Genomic DNA, 14,851 nt, shown 5'->3' with positions numbered 1-14,851 from the left:
GCGATTACGGACGCTTGCGCTTCATGGCGATGCGCTGATAGTCGATCTTGAACATGTCGTCGGTGAAGCGCACACCGCTGCGCACGTTGAAGATCATCACCGTGGTATCTAGCTTCTGGGCGTCGGTGATGGTCCACTGCTTCAGCTCATAGGACTTCGGATCGAACATCATGGTGATTTTCGAATCGCCGAAGATCGACTTGTCGCCGAGCACCAGCGTGGTCATGTCCGGTTCCTGCTTCACGTTCTGCAAACGACCGCCGCCGAGATCGATGCGATCCGCCAGCAACAGCTTGAGCGGCGTCTTGGAAAGCGGATAGAGATCCCACGTATCCAGCTTGCGATTGTTGATAACGACGGACTCGCCGTCGGCAATTACACGGATTGGCGAGTTGTTGTAGTTGAAGCGGATCTTGCCCGGACGCTCGATATAGAAAGTGCCGCCGGTCTGGTCGCCTTTCGGCCCGAACTGCACGAACTCACCCGTCATGGTGCGTACCGATGAAAAATGGTCGGCAATCTGCTGCGCCGCCGCACCGCTGCCTGCGCCCTGCGCCATCGCAGCAACAGGTGCCAGAACAAGCGATGATACGCCAAGACCAAGCGCTCCCATTCCCAGCACGGCGGCAAGACGGCCAGCTTTTACCAAGGCTGAAAAACGGGAGAACATCATCAATATACTTTCTCTTTTCATCATTCTGTTTAACTACGCCGCCAGTTTGGCGCGAGTATGGCGCGCTGCTGCACTCGGCTTAGAAGTCATCGTCACCGGTCGGCACCAGAATTTCGCGCTTGCCGGCATGGTTGGCGGGACCGACAATCCCTTCGTCTTCCATACGCTCGATAATCGAGGCAGCGCGGTTATAACCAATGCCGAGACGACGCTGGATATAGGACGTGGAAGCCTTCTTGTCGCGAAGCACTACGGCAACGGCCTGATCATAAGGATCGTCGGAGTCTTCCAGATTGGAGGTTCCAGCCGGTCCGCTGCCGCCCTCGTCATCCTCTTCATCCTCAGTGATGGCATCCAGATATTCCGGCACGCCCTGAAGCTTCAGATGCTGCACGATGCGCTCCACTTCGTCGTCGCCGACGAAAGGCCCGTGCACGCGCTGGATGCGACCGCCGCCCGCCATGAAGAGCATGTCGCCCTGACCGAGCAGCTGTTCAGCGCCCTGCTCGCCCAATATAGTGCGGCTGTCGATCTTCGACGTCACCTGGAAGGAAATACGGGTCGGGAAGTTGGCCTTGATCGTGCCGGTGATGACATCCACCGACGGACGCTGCGTCGCCATGATGACATGGATACCGGCGGCACGCGCCATCTGCGCCAGACGCTGCACCGCACCTTCGATATCCTTACCTGCGACCATCATCAGGTCGGCCATTTCGTCGATGATCACGACGATATAGGGCATTGGTGCCAAATCCAGCTCTTCGGTCTCGTAGATCGCTTCGCCGGTATTGCGGTCGAAGCCGGTCTGCACGGTGCGCGCAATCGGTTCGCCCTTCTTTTGCGCCAGACCCACCCGCTGGTTGAAACCGTCAATATTGCGAACACCGACCTTCGACATTTTGCGATAGCGGTCTTCCATTTCGCGCACGGTCCATTTGAGCGCGACAACCGCCTTCTTCGGATCGGTCACAACGGGCGTCAACAGATGCGGAATGCCGTCATAGACGGAAAGTTCCAGCATCTTCGGGTCGATCATGATCAGGCGGCATTCCTGCGGCGTCATGCGATAGAGCAGCGACAGTATCATCGTGTTGATCGCCACCGACTTGCCGGAGCCGGTCGTACCGGCAACGAGGACGTGCGGCATCTTCGCGATATCGGCAATCACCGGCTCGCCATTGATGGTCTTGCCGAGCGCCAATGCCAGCTTCGCCTTGGAATGTTCGAAGTCGCGGCTGGCCAGCATTTCGCGCAGATAAACCATTTCGCGCTTCGGGTTCGGCAATTCGATGCCGATGGCGTTGCGGCCCGGAATAACGGCAACACGCGCCGCAATCGCGCTCATCGAACGGGCGATATCGTCGGCAAGGCCGATCACGCGGGAAGACTTGATGCCCGGCGCTGGCTCCAGTTCATAAAGCGTGACCACCGGTCCGGGTTTCACATTGATGATTTCGCCGCGCACGCCGAAATCTTCCAGCACGCCTTCAAGCAGACGGGCATTCTGCTCCAGCGCATCCTTCGACAGAGCGGGATCACGTTGAACAAGCTTTGGTTCGGCGAGGAAATGCAGCGATGGCATTTCAAACACGCCCTTGTCCTTGAGGAACGACGGCTGCGCCTCACGCTGTGCGCGAGCGCCCGGCTTGGGCGACGGCGCGGCCTGTTCGACACGCGCCTTGCGGCTGCGTGCTGGCGGCGCATCGTGCCATTCCTGACCGGCCAGCGGCACGTCGTCCATGCCGTCATCCATCGGATCATCCATGTGGAACGGCGCTTCGTCCGCCGACGGCCCACCGAAGCCCGGCTCACGACGTCTGCCCGCTTCCGCACCGTTACGCGTTTCGGCACTGCGGCGCACGGCGCGCATGTCGCCGAAATCCTCGTCGCGGGACTGGCGGCGACCAAGCCCGGTCAGACGCTTGAAGTTGGCTGTCGTTGTCAGCACGAGATGGGTCAGCGCACCAATGAACTGGAAGCCGCCGCCTGCGGTTTCCTCGTCATCCTCATCGATGAAATCTTCCTCCGCCCGTCCGCGCTGCACGGGCTGAACCGGATTGATGATGCCACGGCCAATAATGCCGCTTGCAAAAAGGCAGAGCCACAAAGCGGGAACGGCGAGAACCAATGCAATGGCCGAAGCGATTGCGCCCTGCGGGAACTGGCCAAGGAACAGGCCGGGCAGGCGCAGCACCATATCGCCAAACACACCGCCAAGACCGATCGGCATCGGCCAGCTTTCCGGCACGGCAAAGCAGCTTGCAATGCCGGCAAACAGAAGGGCAGCGCCGATCCAGGCAAAGCTGCGCTTGGCAACGCGGCCAATACCGCCGCGCGTCATCATCAGAAGCGACCACACGACCAGCGGCAACAATGCAGGAACGCTCGCCAGACCAAAAAACTGCATGGCGAGATCAGAGAAGACAGCGCCCGGATAGCCAAGCGCATTGGTCACCGGATTGTCGGTTGCATGGCTGAAGCTTGGATCAGCCACATTCCAAGTGGCCAGTGCACCAACTGCCATTGCCGTCAGCGACAGAAGCGCCAGACCGAACAATATATAGAACTGCCTGCGGAAGATATTGGTCAGGCGGAGCCTGTCTTCCGTAATCCGCTCGTCACGCAGCGGGTATGAGGGCGAATATCCTTGCCGCATATAGCCAGTCCCGAACCGAAATTTCTGCTGTCGCCCATAACGGAATAGCTATGGGCAGAATGAATCGGTCCGATCCTAATCCGGCGATGGTTAATTCCCCATTAACCATGGGTTTTCTTCTTATAAATGAAAAAAGGCGCGGTTTCCCGCGCCTTTCTCCTTCTTGGGAGAATTGTTCTTACTGAACAGATTCGCCGTGCAAAGAGATATCCAGGCCTTCGATTTCAGCCTGCTTGCTTGGACGCAGTCCCATCACGGCCTTGATCACATAAAGGATGATGGCCGTCGCGACTGCGGTATAGACGATGGTGATTGCCGCACCGAAGAACTGCTTGCCCATGGAAGCACCTTCGCCGAGCGAATTGATGGTGGTGTCTGCGAAGAAACCGGTCAAAATCGCACCCACGAAACCACCGACGCCATGGACGCCGAACGCATCGAGCGAGTCGTCGTAGCCGAGCGCATGCTTGATCTTGACGGCTGCGACGTAGCAGATCGCACCGGCCACGATGCCGATGATGAGCGCGCCCATCGGATTGACGAAACCGGCAGCAGGCGTGACGGCGACCAGACCGGCCACAGCACCCGAAATAATGCCAAGCACGCTTGGCTTACCCGCAATTGCCCATTCCACGAACATCCAGGCCAGAGCCGCACCGGCGGTCGCAACCTGCGTGTTGAGCATGGCGACACCGGCGAGAGCATTCGCACCGACAGCCGAACCGGCATTGAAGCCGAACCAGCCCACCCACAGAAGGGCAGCGCCGATGACCGAGAGAACGAGATTGTGCGGCGCCATGTTGGTGTGACCATAGCCGTCGCGCTTGCCAAGGATGAGTGCAGCCACCAGACCGGCAACACCAGCATTGATGTGAACGACCGTACCGCCGGCGAAATCAAGCACGCCGTCCGACGCGAGGAAACCGCCGCCCCAGACCCAGTGCGCGACCGGGATATAGACGATGAACAGCCACAGGGTCAGGAAGACCAGCATGGACGAAAACTTCATGCGTTCAGCAAACGCGCCGGCGATCAGCGCGGGCGTGATGATCGCAAAGGTCATCTGGAAAGTGATGAAGACATATTCCGGAATGGTGCCGGTCAGCGATTCCATCGTGACGCCGGAGAAGAAAGCCTTGGAAAGACCACCGATATAAGCGTTCGACGAACCACCGTCGGTGAAAGCGAGCGAATAGCCGGCGACCATCCACAAAACCGACATGAGGCAGGTGATGGCAAAGCTCTGCATCACGGTGGACAGCACGTTCTTCTTGCGCACCATGCCGCCATAGAACAGCGCAAGGCCCGGGATGGTCATCATCAACACGAGCGCGGTTGACGTCAGCATCCAGGCCGTATCGCCCGTATCGAGAGTGGGCGTGGGAGCCGCAGCAGGCGCTGCGTCCTGTGCCATCGCCATTCCAGCCATGGCGACCAGCGCAGGCAAAGAGGCCAAAAGAGCTGCTGGCTTGATTCTTCCTGTTATGAGCATCGAATATCTCCGTCGAATGGCGGTTTCAAACGCGTATGCGCTGGAAAGACCGGTTCGAACCAAGAGAAACAAAAATCGTGCCAGTTGCAGAAAGGCGCGGCGCAAAATGTGATTTTTTTGTGAAGTGGGTCGTTGCGGCTTCCGGCAGCCCCGCAAAGCCGGGCTTTTTTGTGCCGGAGGTTTAGGCAAATTCAGGCTAAGTGATTCTAGCGATTCATCTTTTCAGCGCCATGCCCGAGCGCTGAACTTGGCTGAAAACCGTCGAATTGCATAATATTTATACAGAAGGCATTGGTGCGGTTAATATTTAATCATTCTTTGTTTTCATGCACACGAATTAGTCCTTCCTGTGCAACGGAAGCCACCAGAATGCCGTCGCGCGTATAAAGCGAACCGCGATTGAACCCGCGCGCGCCCGAAGCGCTCGGTGTGTCCTGCGTATAAAGCAGCCAGTCATTCAGCTTGAACGGACGATGGAACCACATCGCATGATCGAGGCTTGCCGCCTGAAGATCGCGGTCGAAGATCGAGCGCCCATGCGGATGCAGCGATGTGTCGAGCAGCGTCATGTCGGAGAGATAAGCGAGGATCGCCGCCTGAAGCGCGCGATTATCAGGAACAATACCATTTGCGCGCACCCAGACATGCTGCGCAGGCTCCAGCTTCTCGCGCGAGAAATAATGCGTCAGCTGCACCGGCTTGATCTCGATGGGACGCTCCTGTTCCCAATATCTGCGAACATTGGCCGGAGCGAGATGCAGATATTGCTCCTTGATGTCGCGGTCGCCCAGCAATTGCTCCGGCATCGGCAGTCCTTCGGGCATGGCGATCTGGTGGTCCAGACCGCCCTCATCCACCTGAAACGACGCCGACAGCGTGAAGATGGCCTTGCCGTGCTGCTTGGCCAGCACGCGGCGGGTGTTGAAGCTGGAACCGTCGCGAATGCGATCCACCTCATAGATGATCGGAATCGCCGGATCGCCGGGACGCACAAAATATCCATGCAGCGAATGCACATGCCGCGCAGGCTCCACGGTGCGCTGCGCCGCGATCAGCGCCTGGCCGATCACCTGACCGCCGAACACGCGCTGCCAACCCACTTGCGGGCTGTTGCCGCGAAACAGGTCCATCTCCAGCGTTTCCAGATCGAGTATCGACAGCAGCTGCCGCATGGAAGCCGTCTGGCCTGCGCTCTCATCTGAGACAGATGTAAGATCGGACTGCTGATATTCGGACTTTTCGCGATCGGACATGGACAGCCTGGCTCCTGCGACCATATATGAAGCTAATAAACTTGAGGCTCATGTTTGTTCCTGCCGGTCGAAATCTGTCAAGTGGCCCGGAGGCTTTTCGGATTCGGTCGGTGTGCCTCACAGTGCCGCGGCAAAATATCGGCTTCACTCTTGCCGTATTTGTGCCAGAAGCGCACAAGCATGGTATAGGCTTTCCGAAAAGGACGAACCGATGGCTGCGACTTCCAGACAGACAAGCACCCGCAACACCGACCTGCTGATCGCCGGTGGCGGTTATGTTGGCCTCGTCACGGCGGTTGCGGTCAAGTCGGCGGCGCCACATCTTTCCGTCACCGTTGTCGATGGCACGCCCGCCGGTTCGTGGAAAACCGACCCACGCGCCTCGTCCATCGCGGCTGCCGCATCACGCATGCTCGACAAGCTCGGCTGCTGGCAGGAAATCGTGCCCGATGCGCAGCCAATTACCGAAATGGTCATCACCGATTCGCGCGTATCCGACCCGGTGCGACCCGTTTTCCTCACCTTTGCAGGCGATGTGGACCCCGGCGAGCCTTTCGCCCATATGGTTGAAAACCGCATTCTCAATACTGCCCTGCACAACAAGGCCGATGCGCTGGGCATTACCTTTCTCGAAGCAACCAGCGTGAATGGCTTCGAAACCAAGCCGGAAACCGTTACCGTTTCGCTTTCCAATGGCGACGCCATCGAGACCCGCCTTCTGATTGCCGCCGACGGTGCGCGCTCCCGTCTGCGCGATCAGGCGGGCATCAAGACCGTCAACTGGGACTATGGCCAGTCGGGCATCGTCTGCAACGTATCCCACGAAAAGCCGCATGGCGGACGCGCCGACGAGCATTTCCTGCCTGCCGGACCCTTTGCCATTCTGCCGCTCAAGGGCAATCGCAGCTCGCTGGTGTGGACCGAACGCACCGCTGACGCCGACCGGCTGATCCGCGAAGATGATTTCGTTTTCGAAGCCGAACTGGAACAGCGCTTCGGGCATCGTCTCGGCGCGCTGCATGTCGAAGGCCCGCGCCGCGCCTTCCCGCTTGGCCTGACGCTGGCGCGCGAATTCGTGAAACCGCGCTTTGCCCTTGTCGGCGATGCGGCGCATCGCATCCACCCGATCGCGGGACAGGGCCTCAATCTCGGTTTCCGCGATGCTGCTGCCATTGCCGAGGTTATCGTCGAAACGGATCGCCTCGGCCTCGATATCGGATCGTTCGCCGCCCTTGAACGTTACCAGTCCTGGCGTCGCTTTGACACGGTGCAGATGGGCGTGACTACCGATGTTCTCACCAAGCTGTTTTCCAACGACAATCCGGCCATCCGCTCCATTCGCGATATCGGCCTTGGTCTCGTGGATCGCGTCCCGAGCCTGAAATCCTTCTTCATCAAGCAGGCAGCCGGATTGTCCGGCGATACGCCCCGCCTTCTGAAAGGGCAGCCGATCTGACCGCCGCCCCCTAATTGCTGCCTATTCATCGCTGGAAGCCATCGCGAAGCGCCCTATATCCGTGACGGACAATCACCGAGAGGAGCTTCCCCATGGAAAGAAAAGCAATAGCAGTCTGGCAAGGCACGCTGAAGGAAGGCAAAGGCACGCTCAACACCCAGAGCGGCGCACTGAAAGACCTTCCCTATGATTTTAAAGCTCGCTTCGAGGATGAAAGCGGGCGCGCTGGCACCAATCCGGAAGAGCTTCTCGGTGCGGCGCATGCGGGCTGCTTCGCCATGCAGCTTTCCGCCCTTTTGACGCAGAACGGCACCCCGCCGGAAAAACTGGAAGCAACGGCAGCCGTCAACATCGGCCAAGCTTCGGGCGGCGGTTTTGAAATCACCCGCAGCGCGCTGACCCTCAATGCCAAGATTCCCGGCATTTCGGCTGAGGCCTTTGCCGATCTTGCCAAGAAGGCTAAGGAATCCTGCCCGCTTTCGAAGGCGCTTGGCGCAATCGAAGTGACGCTGGACGCAAAACTGGTCTGAGACCACGAAAGGCGGGGTTACAGATCCCGCCTTTTATTCCGGCAGGTGGCAGACGGCCTCTATATTGTGCCCGTCCGGGTCGATCACGAAAGCAGCGTAATAATCGGGATGGTAACCTTCGCGGATGCCCGGCTTTCCATTGTCGCTGCCGCCAGCCGCGATGGCCGCTTCATAGAAACGATCCACTTCCGAGCGCGTGCCCGCCGAAAAGGCGACATGCAGAACCCCTTCCAGTTTGGCGCCCTTCTGCTTGCCAATCCAGAATTCCGGCTTACCGTTGCGCCCATATCCGACCCAGTCGCCGAATTCCATGGCGCGGGTAATGCCCAGAGGGGCAAGCGCCTCATCATAGAATTTGCGCGACTTGGGCATGCTGGAAATGTTGAAGCCGATATGGTCGAGCATGATTGCCCATTCTCCGTGCTGCCTTGTTATCTCAAGACATATCGGCGGCAACGTAAAGGTCAAGACCATACAATCAATGAGTGCATGATCTATTGCCGGTTCGTGCAAAGAACAAAGGGGAAGGCAACAGCCCTCCCCTTTGCATACTCCAATTGATAGCTGGCGCTACTACACGCGGCGCTCAACCATCATCTTCTTGATCTCGGCACAAGAGGCGTGGAGGCCGCAGGCCGACAGGGATCGCAAAAAGAAGCGATTGCCGCGATTACACGCGGCGCTCGACCATCATCTTTTTAATCTCGGCAATCGCCTTGGCCGGGTTCAATCCCTTCGGGCAGGTCTGCGCGCAGTTCATGATCGTGTGGCAGCGATATAGGCGGAACGGATCTTCGAGATTGTCGAGACGTTCGCCCTTGGCTTCGTCACGGCTGTCGATCAGCCAGCGATATGCCTGCAGCAGCACAGCCGGGCCGAGATAACGGTCGCCGTTCCACCAGTAGCTTGGGCACGAGGTCGAGCAGCAGGCGCACAGAATGCACTCATAAAGACCGTCGAGCTTCTGGCGGTCGTCATGGCTCTGCAACCATTCCTTCTGTGGCTCCGGCGAAACCGTCTTGAGCCAGGGCTCGATCGAACGGTGCTGGGCGTAGAAGTTGTTGAGGTCGGGCACGAGATCCTTCACCACCGGCATATGCGGCAGCGGGTAGACCTTGATGGCGCCCTTGATATCGTCCATGCCCTTGGTGCAGGCCAGCGTGTTGGCGCCGTCGATATTCATCGCGCAGGAGCCGCAAATGCCTTCGCGGCACGAGCGGCGCAGCGTCAACGTCGGATCGATCTTGTTCTTGATATAGAGCAGACCATCCAGAACCATCGGGCCGCAATCGTCGCGATCGACATAATAGGTGTCGATGCTCGGATTGGCGTCGTCGTCCGGCGACCAGCGATAAATACGGAATTCCGTGACGCGCTTGGCGCCATCAGGGCGGGGCCAGGTCTTGCCCTCCTGCATGCGGGAATTCTTGGGAAGTGCGAGTTCAACCATTGCTCTTTCCCTTAATCAGTAAACGCGCTTCTTCGGCGCAATCTTGGCGAGGCTGATGCCACCTTCTTCTTCCGTCGTGAGCGGATCGAGATGAACGGCGCGATAACCGAGCGTCACCTTGCCGTCCGGCGAGAGCCAGGACAGGGTGTGCTTGCGCCATTCGGCATCGTTACGGTCCGGGAAATCCTCATGCGCATGCGCGCCGCGGCTTTCATGACGCGCTTCCGCCGAAACAACGGTCGTCAACGCATTGGCCATCAGGTTTTCCAGCTCCAGCGTCTCAACGAGATCGGAGTTCCAGATCATTGAGCGGTCGGAAACCTTGATATCCGGCAGTTCCTGCCAGATCTTTTCCATGCGCTCGCAGCCCTGCTTGAGCGATTCCGACGTGCGGAACACGGCGGCGTCTTCCTGCATGGTGCGCTGCATCTTCTCGCGCAGCTCTGCCGTCGGCGTCGAGCCATTGGCGTAACGCAGGCGATGGAACCGATCCATGATCTTTTCGACAGCGGCTTCGTTGATATCCGGGATCTTCGCGGCGCGGTCGATGACTTCGCCAGCGCGGATCGCAGCCGCACGACCGAACACCACAAGGTCGATCAGCGAGTTGGAGCCGAGACGGTTTGCACCGTGCACCGAAGCGCAGCCCGCTTCGCCGACAGCCATCAGGCCGGGCTGTACGCGATCCGGGTCTTCCGGCGTCGGGTTCAGCACTTCGCCCCAGTAATTGGTCGGAATGCCGCCCATATTGTAGTGAACGGTCGGCAGAACCGGGATCGGTTCCTTGGTCACGTCCACGCCCGCGAAAATCTTGGCCGACTCGGAGATGCCCGGCAGGCGTTCATGCAGAACGGCGGGATCGAGATGGTCGAGATGCAGGAAGATGTGGTCCTTGGCCTTGCCGACGCCACGACCGGCGCGGATTTCCATGGTCATGCAGCGCGAAACCACGTCACGCGAGGCAAGATCCTTGGCCGATGGCGCATAACGCTCCATGAAGCGCTCGCCTTCGGAATTGACCAGATAGCCGCCTTCACCGCGTGCGCCTTCGGTGATGAGGCAGCCTGCGCCGTAAATGCCGGTCGGATGGAACTGAACGAATTCCATGTCCTGAAGCGGTAGACCAGCGCGCGCAGCCATGCCGCCGCCGTCGCCGGTGCAGGTATGGGCCGAGGTAGCCGAGAAATAGGCGCGACCGTAACCACCGGTCGCCAGAACCACCATCTTGGCGGAGAAGCGATGGATGGTGCCGTCATCGAGGTTCCACGCCACCACGCCGGTGCAGACACCGTCGGTCATGATCAGGTCGAGCGCGAAATATTCGATGAAGAACTGCGCGTTGTTCTTCAGGCTCTGGCCGTAAAGCGTGTGCAAGATCGCGTGGCCGGTACGGTCGGCAGCAGCGCAGGTGCGCTGAACCGGAGGACCGTCACCGAAATTCTGCATATGGCCACCGAACGGACGCTGGTAGATCTTGCCTTCTTCCGTACGGGAGAACGGCACACCGTAGTGCTCAAGCTCGTAGACGGCGGCAGGCGCTTCACGCGCCAGATATTCCATCGCGTCGGTGTCGCCGAGCCAGTCCGATCCCTTGACGGTATCGTACATGTGCCACTGCCAGCTGTCCGGGCCCATGTTCTTCAACGAGGCGGCAATGCCGCCCTGTGCCGCGACCGTATGCGAACGGGTCGGGAAAACCTTCGTGATACAGGCGGTCTTGAGCCCCTGCTCGGCCATGCCGAGCGTGGCGCGCAGACCAGCGCCGCCGGCGCCAACCACGACAACGTCGAATTTGTGATCGACAAACTTGTAGGACTTTTCGCCCGCAGCCGGAGCTGCATTCTTTTCTGCACTAGCCATCGGGCTATCAACCTCCGAAGCTGAGCTTGAGGATCGCGAAAACGCAGGCAAAACCGACCACCGCCGCAAAGAAGGTGTTCAGCATTACCAGCACGACCTTCATGCCTTCGCCATGCACATAATCTTCGATAATAACCTGCATGCCCAGACGCATGTGATAAACGCCGGTCAGAACGAACAGCGCCATGACAATGGCGGTAATGGGATGCGAGAGAGCAGCCCGGACTTCCGCAAAGCTTGCGCCATTGAGCGAAATCACCAGACCGAGGAAAAAGAGAACCAGCGGCACCAGGGCCACTGCCGTCACGCGCTGATACCAGAAATGGCTGGTGCCTTCCTTGGCAGAACCAAGACCGCGAACCTTGCCGAGAGGCGTGCGCATATCATTATTCGAACCGCTCATGGGATCAGCCTCCTAGCGCACCGAGTAAGCGACGACCCAGACGAGGATCGTGGCGATGACCGAGAAGACGACCGTAGCCCAGGCGATCTTGGAAGCGGTATGCTTTTCAAGACCTGCGCCGGTATCCCAGATGAAGTGACGAACGCCGCCCGCCAGATGGTGCAACAGCGCCCAGGTATAGCCGAACAGCACAAGCTGGCCGATCCAGGAGCCGAACACGGCGTTGACGGCATTGAAGCACTCTTCGCCGACGGCTGCGGAAATAAGCCAGGCTGCAAGCAGCAGGGTGCCGAAATAGAGAGCGCCGCCCGTGATACGATGCACGATGGACATCGTCATCGTGATGACCGGCTTATAGACGGACAGGTGCGGCGACAAAGGACGCTGACGCGTTACGGTCGGTTGTGTCATGGTTCTCGTTGGCCTCTCGTGGGGCTTCCCTGACGTTTCTCCCCCGGAATGCCCACCGACAATGATCGATCTGGCGTACCGGATGGCGGGTTTTTCTAAAAACCCAGTTTTGAAGTCGCGCTCTACGCAATGAACCGGAACTTTCGATCCCGCGCCGGTGCGACCTGAAAATATGGCGAGACCGTGGAATACGGCCTTATGTGCCGCTTTCTACTGCTCTTTTACCACCACGTCAAAGAAGCTTTTTCACGAAAAGACTAACAATTGGTCGCACCTTTGCGACACTTTCACGTGAATGCGGCCTTCAATCGTTTGAAGGCCGCAATTTAAAAACATGTGTAATTTCATCAACTTTAGCAAAAGCACATCAGGCGCCGAATCGAATCACATAGCTCGACCAGTCGGCTGCCGTCGCGACCTGCTCATAGAGCTTGCGTCCGTCTTCCGGCACACGCGGCGCGTTGAGCACCAGCTTGGACCAGCTGCGCTCTTCCGCCTTGTCGGCCAGCAGGTCGATGAGCGCCTTGGCGATGCCTTTGCCGCGATGATCGTGATGCACATAGATATGATCCACCTGCCCTGCGCGCAGACCCGATACCGGCTCCGGCAGATCGTAGAAAATCACGAAGCCGACAAGATTGCCGTCCACGCGCGCGCCTAGAATTTCAGTGGCACGGTCCTGCAGAAGATGCTCGGCATAATAATCGTCGGGGCGGCGCGGTGCGCCACGCTTCAGCGCCTGCGCATAGCTGGCAAGCAGCGGCGCGAATTCGTGAGCATCACGAAGATGGAGCAGCGCGATATCGACGGCATGATCTTTGGTCATTGAACATTCCTTGGCCTTCGGGGCGGTTCAAGTCGTCCTTGCTCACAACGCCGCGAAGCAGTTGCGACCAAAGACTTATCCGATTGTAGCCAGCACGGATGACAAAGGTAAAGAAAGAGTTAAGATGGTGCGGAAACTCTTTTTGCGTCAGACGGCGAAGGCGAAACGGCACCATGGCAAACAGAAACAGGATCGCGTTGCTGGCGTCATGTACACTGGCTTTTGGTGGCTTGGTCGCGACAGCCTCTGCCGAGACCACCTTGCGCTATGCCGACGCGTCTGGAAACCTCGTCATGCAGAAGGCTGACGGCGGCGCTAAGATCATCCGGGTCGGTGCAGCGCATAAAGACCCGACATTGCAGATGCCGCGCAAGGTGCACGGCACGACAACAATAACCGCGTCGCAGGACAAGGCTGTGTCCTATATCGTCAGCCCTCCGAACAGCAGTTGCGAAAGCGCCATCGTCCTGCGCGGACGCTCTTTCATGTATGGGCTGGACAGCGGCGAAACCCCGGTTCTGGATCATCCGGGCTGTTGAGGCCGATTATCCGCGTGTGCGGGCTGAGCCTGACGGACGAAACTCCACGACATTCTCATCAGAGATAATGGGCGAGGCTGCGCGGACGCAATTGCGACCGCCCTTCTTCGCCTCATAAAGAGCACCGTCAGCTCGCTTGTAGAGGTCGGAAAACATGTCGTCGAATTCCATTTCGGCAACGCCGAAGCTGGCTGTGAAATCGATATCGCCATGATTGCTCGGTATCTGGATCGTGCCGCAGGCCAGACGCATACCGTCGGCACAGCGAGACGCCGACTGAATGGTGTTGCCGGGCAGCAGGACCGCAAATTCCTCGCCGCCCATACGCGCCGCAAATCCGCCTCGGGCAACGGCAGTCTTGCGCAATTCGGCAGCAAAGGCTGCAATGACACGGTCGCCCAGCGCGTGACCGTAATTGTCATTTATCAATTTGAAATAGTCGATATCGCAAACCACCAGCGACAGGGCCTGTCGAGACCGCTTCGATTTTTCGATGGCCGCCTCTGCCCGCAACGCAAAGCCGCGGCGATTGAGCAGCGCCGAAAGCTCGTCCGTTTCGGAACGAATGGTCATGTCCGAAAGCAGTTCCCGCATCAGGCTCAATAGCAATAGAAGTCCCGCCGCGACCGACAGGCCGGCCCCGATCGACTGGGCAAAAAGCGCATAGGCCGTATTCACATAATCGTTCGGCTCAGCCCCCGCGCCGCCCGACACATTGGCAAGCACCGGCTTCATGAGAAAATGCACAGCACTGAAGGCAAAAAGCACGGCCATCAGCATATCGACAGCCCCGCGTCTGCTGGAGCGCAGGATGATCCAGACGGCGAGCGCCAATGTCAGAAAATAAGGCGTCTGGTAGAGGAACATACCGGGCAAGGTGCTGCGCGCGATGCCGTATATGGCATGGATCATCACCAGCGAAACAAACGCCAGCGCGCCAAGCGTCTTCCACGGCACGGGCGAAGAATACATCCGCGCCAGACCAATGACGAGACAAGCCAGTGTCATCAGATAGGTTGCAAATGCGAGCATATAGCCGATGCGCGGGCTCGGCATGGACGGCATCGCCAGCTCACTGAGGAAATAGAGCATCGCAAAGACGAAGCCCGTCGCGAAGACGCGCGCCGCGGCATTGCCTTTCGCATAAACGGCAATGCCGAAAAACGCGAAGGCAAACAGACCGGATACGGTCATGTTGATGATGAGAATGAAATCGGCCCCGCCCATGAATGCCTATTCCGCCTGCTTTGGTTCGTAGCGGCTTCTCTAAAGTAGGCGCTAATCTAGCAGCACTTACTT

14 protein-coding genes are annotated in these 14,851 nt (G+C 58.7%); 3 read left to right on the top strand and 11 right to left on the bottom strand.

Annotated elements, in window-relative coordinates; translation table 11 throughout:
* Positions 1–4: 4 nt before the first annotated feature.
* The 4 genes from QLQ11_RS09405 to tesB form a co-directional block, all read right to left on the bottom strand.
* On the bottom strand, positions 5–673 hold the full coding sequence (locus QLQ11_RS09405; protein WP_181376106.1) for an outer membrane lipoprotein carrier protein LolA: 669 nt from the start codon (positions 671–673) through the stop codon (positions 5–7).
* 79 nt (positions 674–752) lie between these two features.
* Positions 753–3,332, bottom strand: a complete 2,580-nt coding sequence (locus tag QLQ11_RS09400) for a DNA translocase FtsK (RefSeq protein WP_124915127.1) — start codon at positions 3,330–3,332, stop codon at positions 753–755.
* A 178-nt stretch (positions 3,333–3,510) separates the two neighbouring features.
* Positions 3,511–4,824, bottom strand: coding sequence for an ammonium transporter (locus QLQ11_RS09395; RefSeq protein WP_121536776.1), 1,314 nt, complete (start codon positions 4,822–4,824; stop codon positions 3,511–3,513).
* A 311-nt stretch (positions 4,825–5,135) separates the two neighbouring features.
* A complete protein-coding gene (tesB, locus tag QLQ11_RS09390; protein ID WP_235942808.1) occupies positions 5,136–5,996 on the bottom strand; it encodes an acyl-CoA thioesterase II in 861 nt (286 codons plus the stop codon).
* Between the two features lie 292 nt (positions 5,997–6,288).
* Between tesB and QLQ11_RS09385 the strand changes: the two genes are divergently transcribed.
* Both QLQ11_RS09385 and QLQ11_RS09380 read left to right on the top strand, forming a co-directional pair.
* Positions 6,289–7,533 carry a ubiquinone biosynthesis hydroxylase gene (locus QLQ11_RS09385; protein WP_283735970.1) on the top strand — a complete coding sequence of 415 codons (1,245 nt, stop codon included), beginning with the start codon at positions 6,289–6,291 and terminating at the stop codon, positions 7,531–7,533.
* Between the two features lie 92 nt (positions 7,534–7,625).
* Positions 7,626–8,063, top strand: coding sequence for an OsmC family protein (locus QLQ11_RS09380; protein WP_109369948.1), 438 nt, complete (start codon positions 7,626–7,628; stop codon positions 8,061–8,063).
* Positions 8,064–8,096: 33 nt separating this feature from the next.
* Here the strand turns inward: QLQ11_RS09380 and QLQ11_RS09375 are convergent, their stop codons facing one another.
* The 6 genes from QLQ11_RS09375 to QLQ11_RS09350 form a co-directional block, all read right to left on the bottom strand.
* Positions 8,097–8,468 carry a VOC family protein gene (locus tag QLQ11_RS09375; protein WP_109369949.1) on the bottom strand — a complete coding sequence of 124 codons (372 nt, stop codon included), beginning with the start codon at positions 8,466–8,468 and terminating at the stop codon, positions 8,097–8,099.
* A 265-nt stretch (positions 8,469–8,733) separates the two neighbouring features.
* Entirely contained in the window at positions 8,734–9,513 is a 780-nt protein-coding gene (locus tag QLQ11_RS09370) for a succinate dehydrogenase iron-sulfur subunit (RefSeq protein ID WP_109369950.1), read from the bottom strand.
* A 15-nt stretch (positions 9,514–9,528) separates the two neighbouring features.
* Positions 9,529–11,373: a succinate dehydrogenase flavoprotein subunit gene (gene sdhA / locus QLQ11_RS09365; RefSeq protein ID WP_109369951.1), complete on the bottom strand. Its 1,845-nt coding sequence runs from the start codon at positions 11,371–11,373 to the stop codon at positions 9,529–9,531.
* Positions 11,374–11,380: 7 nt separating this feature from the next.
* Positions 11,381–11,776: a succinate dehydrogenase, hydrophobic membrane anchor protein gene (gene sdhD / locus QLQ11_RS09360; RefSeq protein ID WP_109369952.1), complete on the bottom strand. Its 396-nt coding sequence runs from the start codon at positions 11,774–11,776 to the stop codon at positions 11,381–11,383.
* 12 nt (positions 11,777–11,788) lie between these two features.
* Positions 11,789–12,187 carry a succinate dehydrogenase, cytochrome b556 subunit gene (gene sdhC, locus QLQ11_RS09355; RefSeq protein WP_078337554.1) on the bottom strand — a complete coding sequence of 133 codons (399 nt, stop codon included), beginning with the start codon at positions 12,185–12,187 and terminating at the stop codon, positions 11,789–11,791.
* A 367-nt stretch (positions 12,188–12,554) separates the two neighbouring features.
* Complete coding sequence (locus QLQ11_RS09350) at positions 12,555–13,013, bottom strand: GNAT family N-acetyltransferase (RefSeq protein ID WP_109369953.1); 459 nt, start codon at positions 13,011–13,013, stop codon at positions 12,555–12,557.
* Between the two features lie 173 nt (positions 13,014–13,186).
* Here QLQ11_RS09350 and QLQ11_RS09345 point away from each other — a divergent pair, with 173 nt between their 5' ends.
* Entirely contained in the window at positions 13,187–13,552 is a 366-nt protein-coding gene (locus QLQ11_RS09345; RefSeq protein WP_124915129.1) for a hypothetical protein, read from the top strand.
* A gap of 6 nt (positions 13,553–13,558) precedes the next feature.
* Here the strand turns inward: QLQ11_RS09345 and QLQ11_RS09340 are convergent, their stop codons facing one another.
* Positions 13,559–14,779, bottom strand: a complete 1,221-nt coding sequence (locus tag QLQ11_RS09340) for a diguanylate cyclase (RefSeq protein ID WP_109369956.1) — start codon at positions 14,777–14,779, stop codon at positions 13,559–13,561.
* Positions 14,780–14,851 lie beyond the last annotated feature (72 nt).

Source organism: Ochrobactrum sp. SSR (genome assembly GCF_030067775.1).
GTDB classification, from domain to species: domain Bacteria; phylum Pseudomonadota; class Alphaproteobacteria; order Rhizobiales; family Rhizobiaceae; genus Brucella; species Brucella teleogrylli.
This window is presented reverse-complemented; position numbering and strand designations above follow the sequence as displayed.

Coding starts and splice junctions, on each gene's coding strand:
- QLQ11_RS09350 (WP_109369953.1), bottom strand. CDS start 13,013: ATGACCAAAGATCATGCCGTCGATATCGCGCTGCTCCATCTTCGTGAT.
- QLQ11_RS09370 (WP_109369950.1), bottom strand. CDS start 9,513: ATGGTTGAACTCGCACTTCCCAAGAATTCCCGCATGCAGGAGGGCAAG.
- QLQ11_RS09340 (WP_109369956.1), bottom strand. CDS start 14,779: ATGGGCGGGGCCGATTTCATTCTCATCATCAACATGACCGTATCCGGT.
- QLQ11_RS09385 (WP_283735970.1), top strand. CDS start 6,289: ATGGCTGCGACTTCCAGACAGACAAGCACCCGCAACACCGACCTGCTG.
- QLQ11_RS09375 (WP_109369949.1), bottom strand. CDS start 8,468: ATGCTCGACCATATCGGCTTCAACATTTCCAGCATGCCCAAGTCGCGC.
- sdhA (WP_109369951.1), bottom strand. CDS start 11,373: ATGGCTAGTGCAGAAAAGAATGCAGCTCCGGCTGCGGGCGAAAAGTCC.
- sdhD (WP_109369952.1), bottom strand. CDS start 11,776: ATGAGCGGTTCGAATAATGATATGCGCACGCCTCTCGGCAAGGTTCGC.
- QLQ11_RS09400 (WP_124915127.1), bottom strand. CDS start 3,332: ATGCGGCAAGGATATTCGCCCTCATACCCGCTGCGTGACGAGCGGATT.
- QLQ11_RS09380 (WP_109369948.1), top strand. CDS start 7,626: ATGGAAAGAAAAGCAATAGCAGTCTGGCAAGGCACGCTGAAGGAAGGC.
- sdhC (WP_078337554.1), bottom strand. CDS start 12,187: ATGACACAACCGACCGTAACGCGTCAGCGTCCTTTGTCGCCGCACCTG.
- QLQ11_RS09405 (WP_181376106.1), bottom strand. CDS start 673: ATGATGTTCTCCCGTTTTTCAGCCTTGGTAAAAGCTGGCCGTCTTGCC.
- QLQ11_RS09395 (WP_121536776.1), bottom strand. CDS start 4,824: ATGCTCATAACAGGAAGAATCAAGCCAGCAGCTCTTTTGGCCTCTTTG.
- tesB (WP_235942808.1), bottom strand. CDS start 5,996: ATGCGGCAGCTGCTGTCGATACTCGATCTGGAAACGCTGGAGATGGAC.
- QLQ11_RS09345 (WP_124915129.1), top strand. CDS start 13,187: ATGGCAAACAGAAACAGGATCGCGTTGCTGGCGTCATGTACACTGGCT.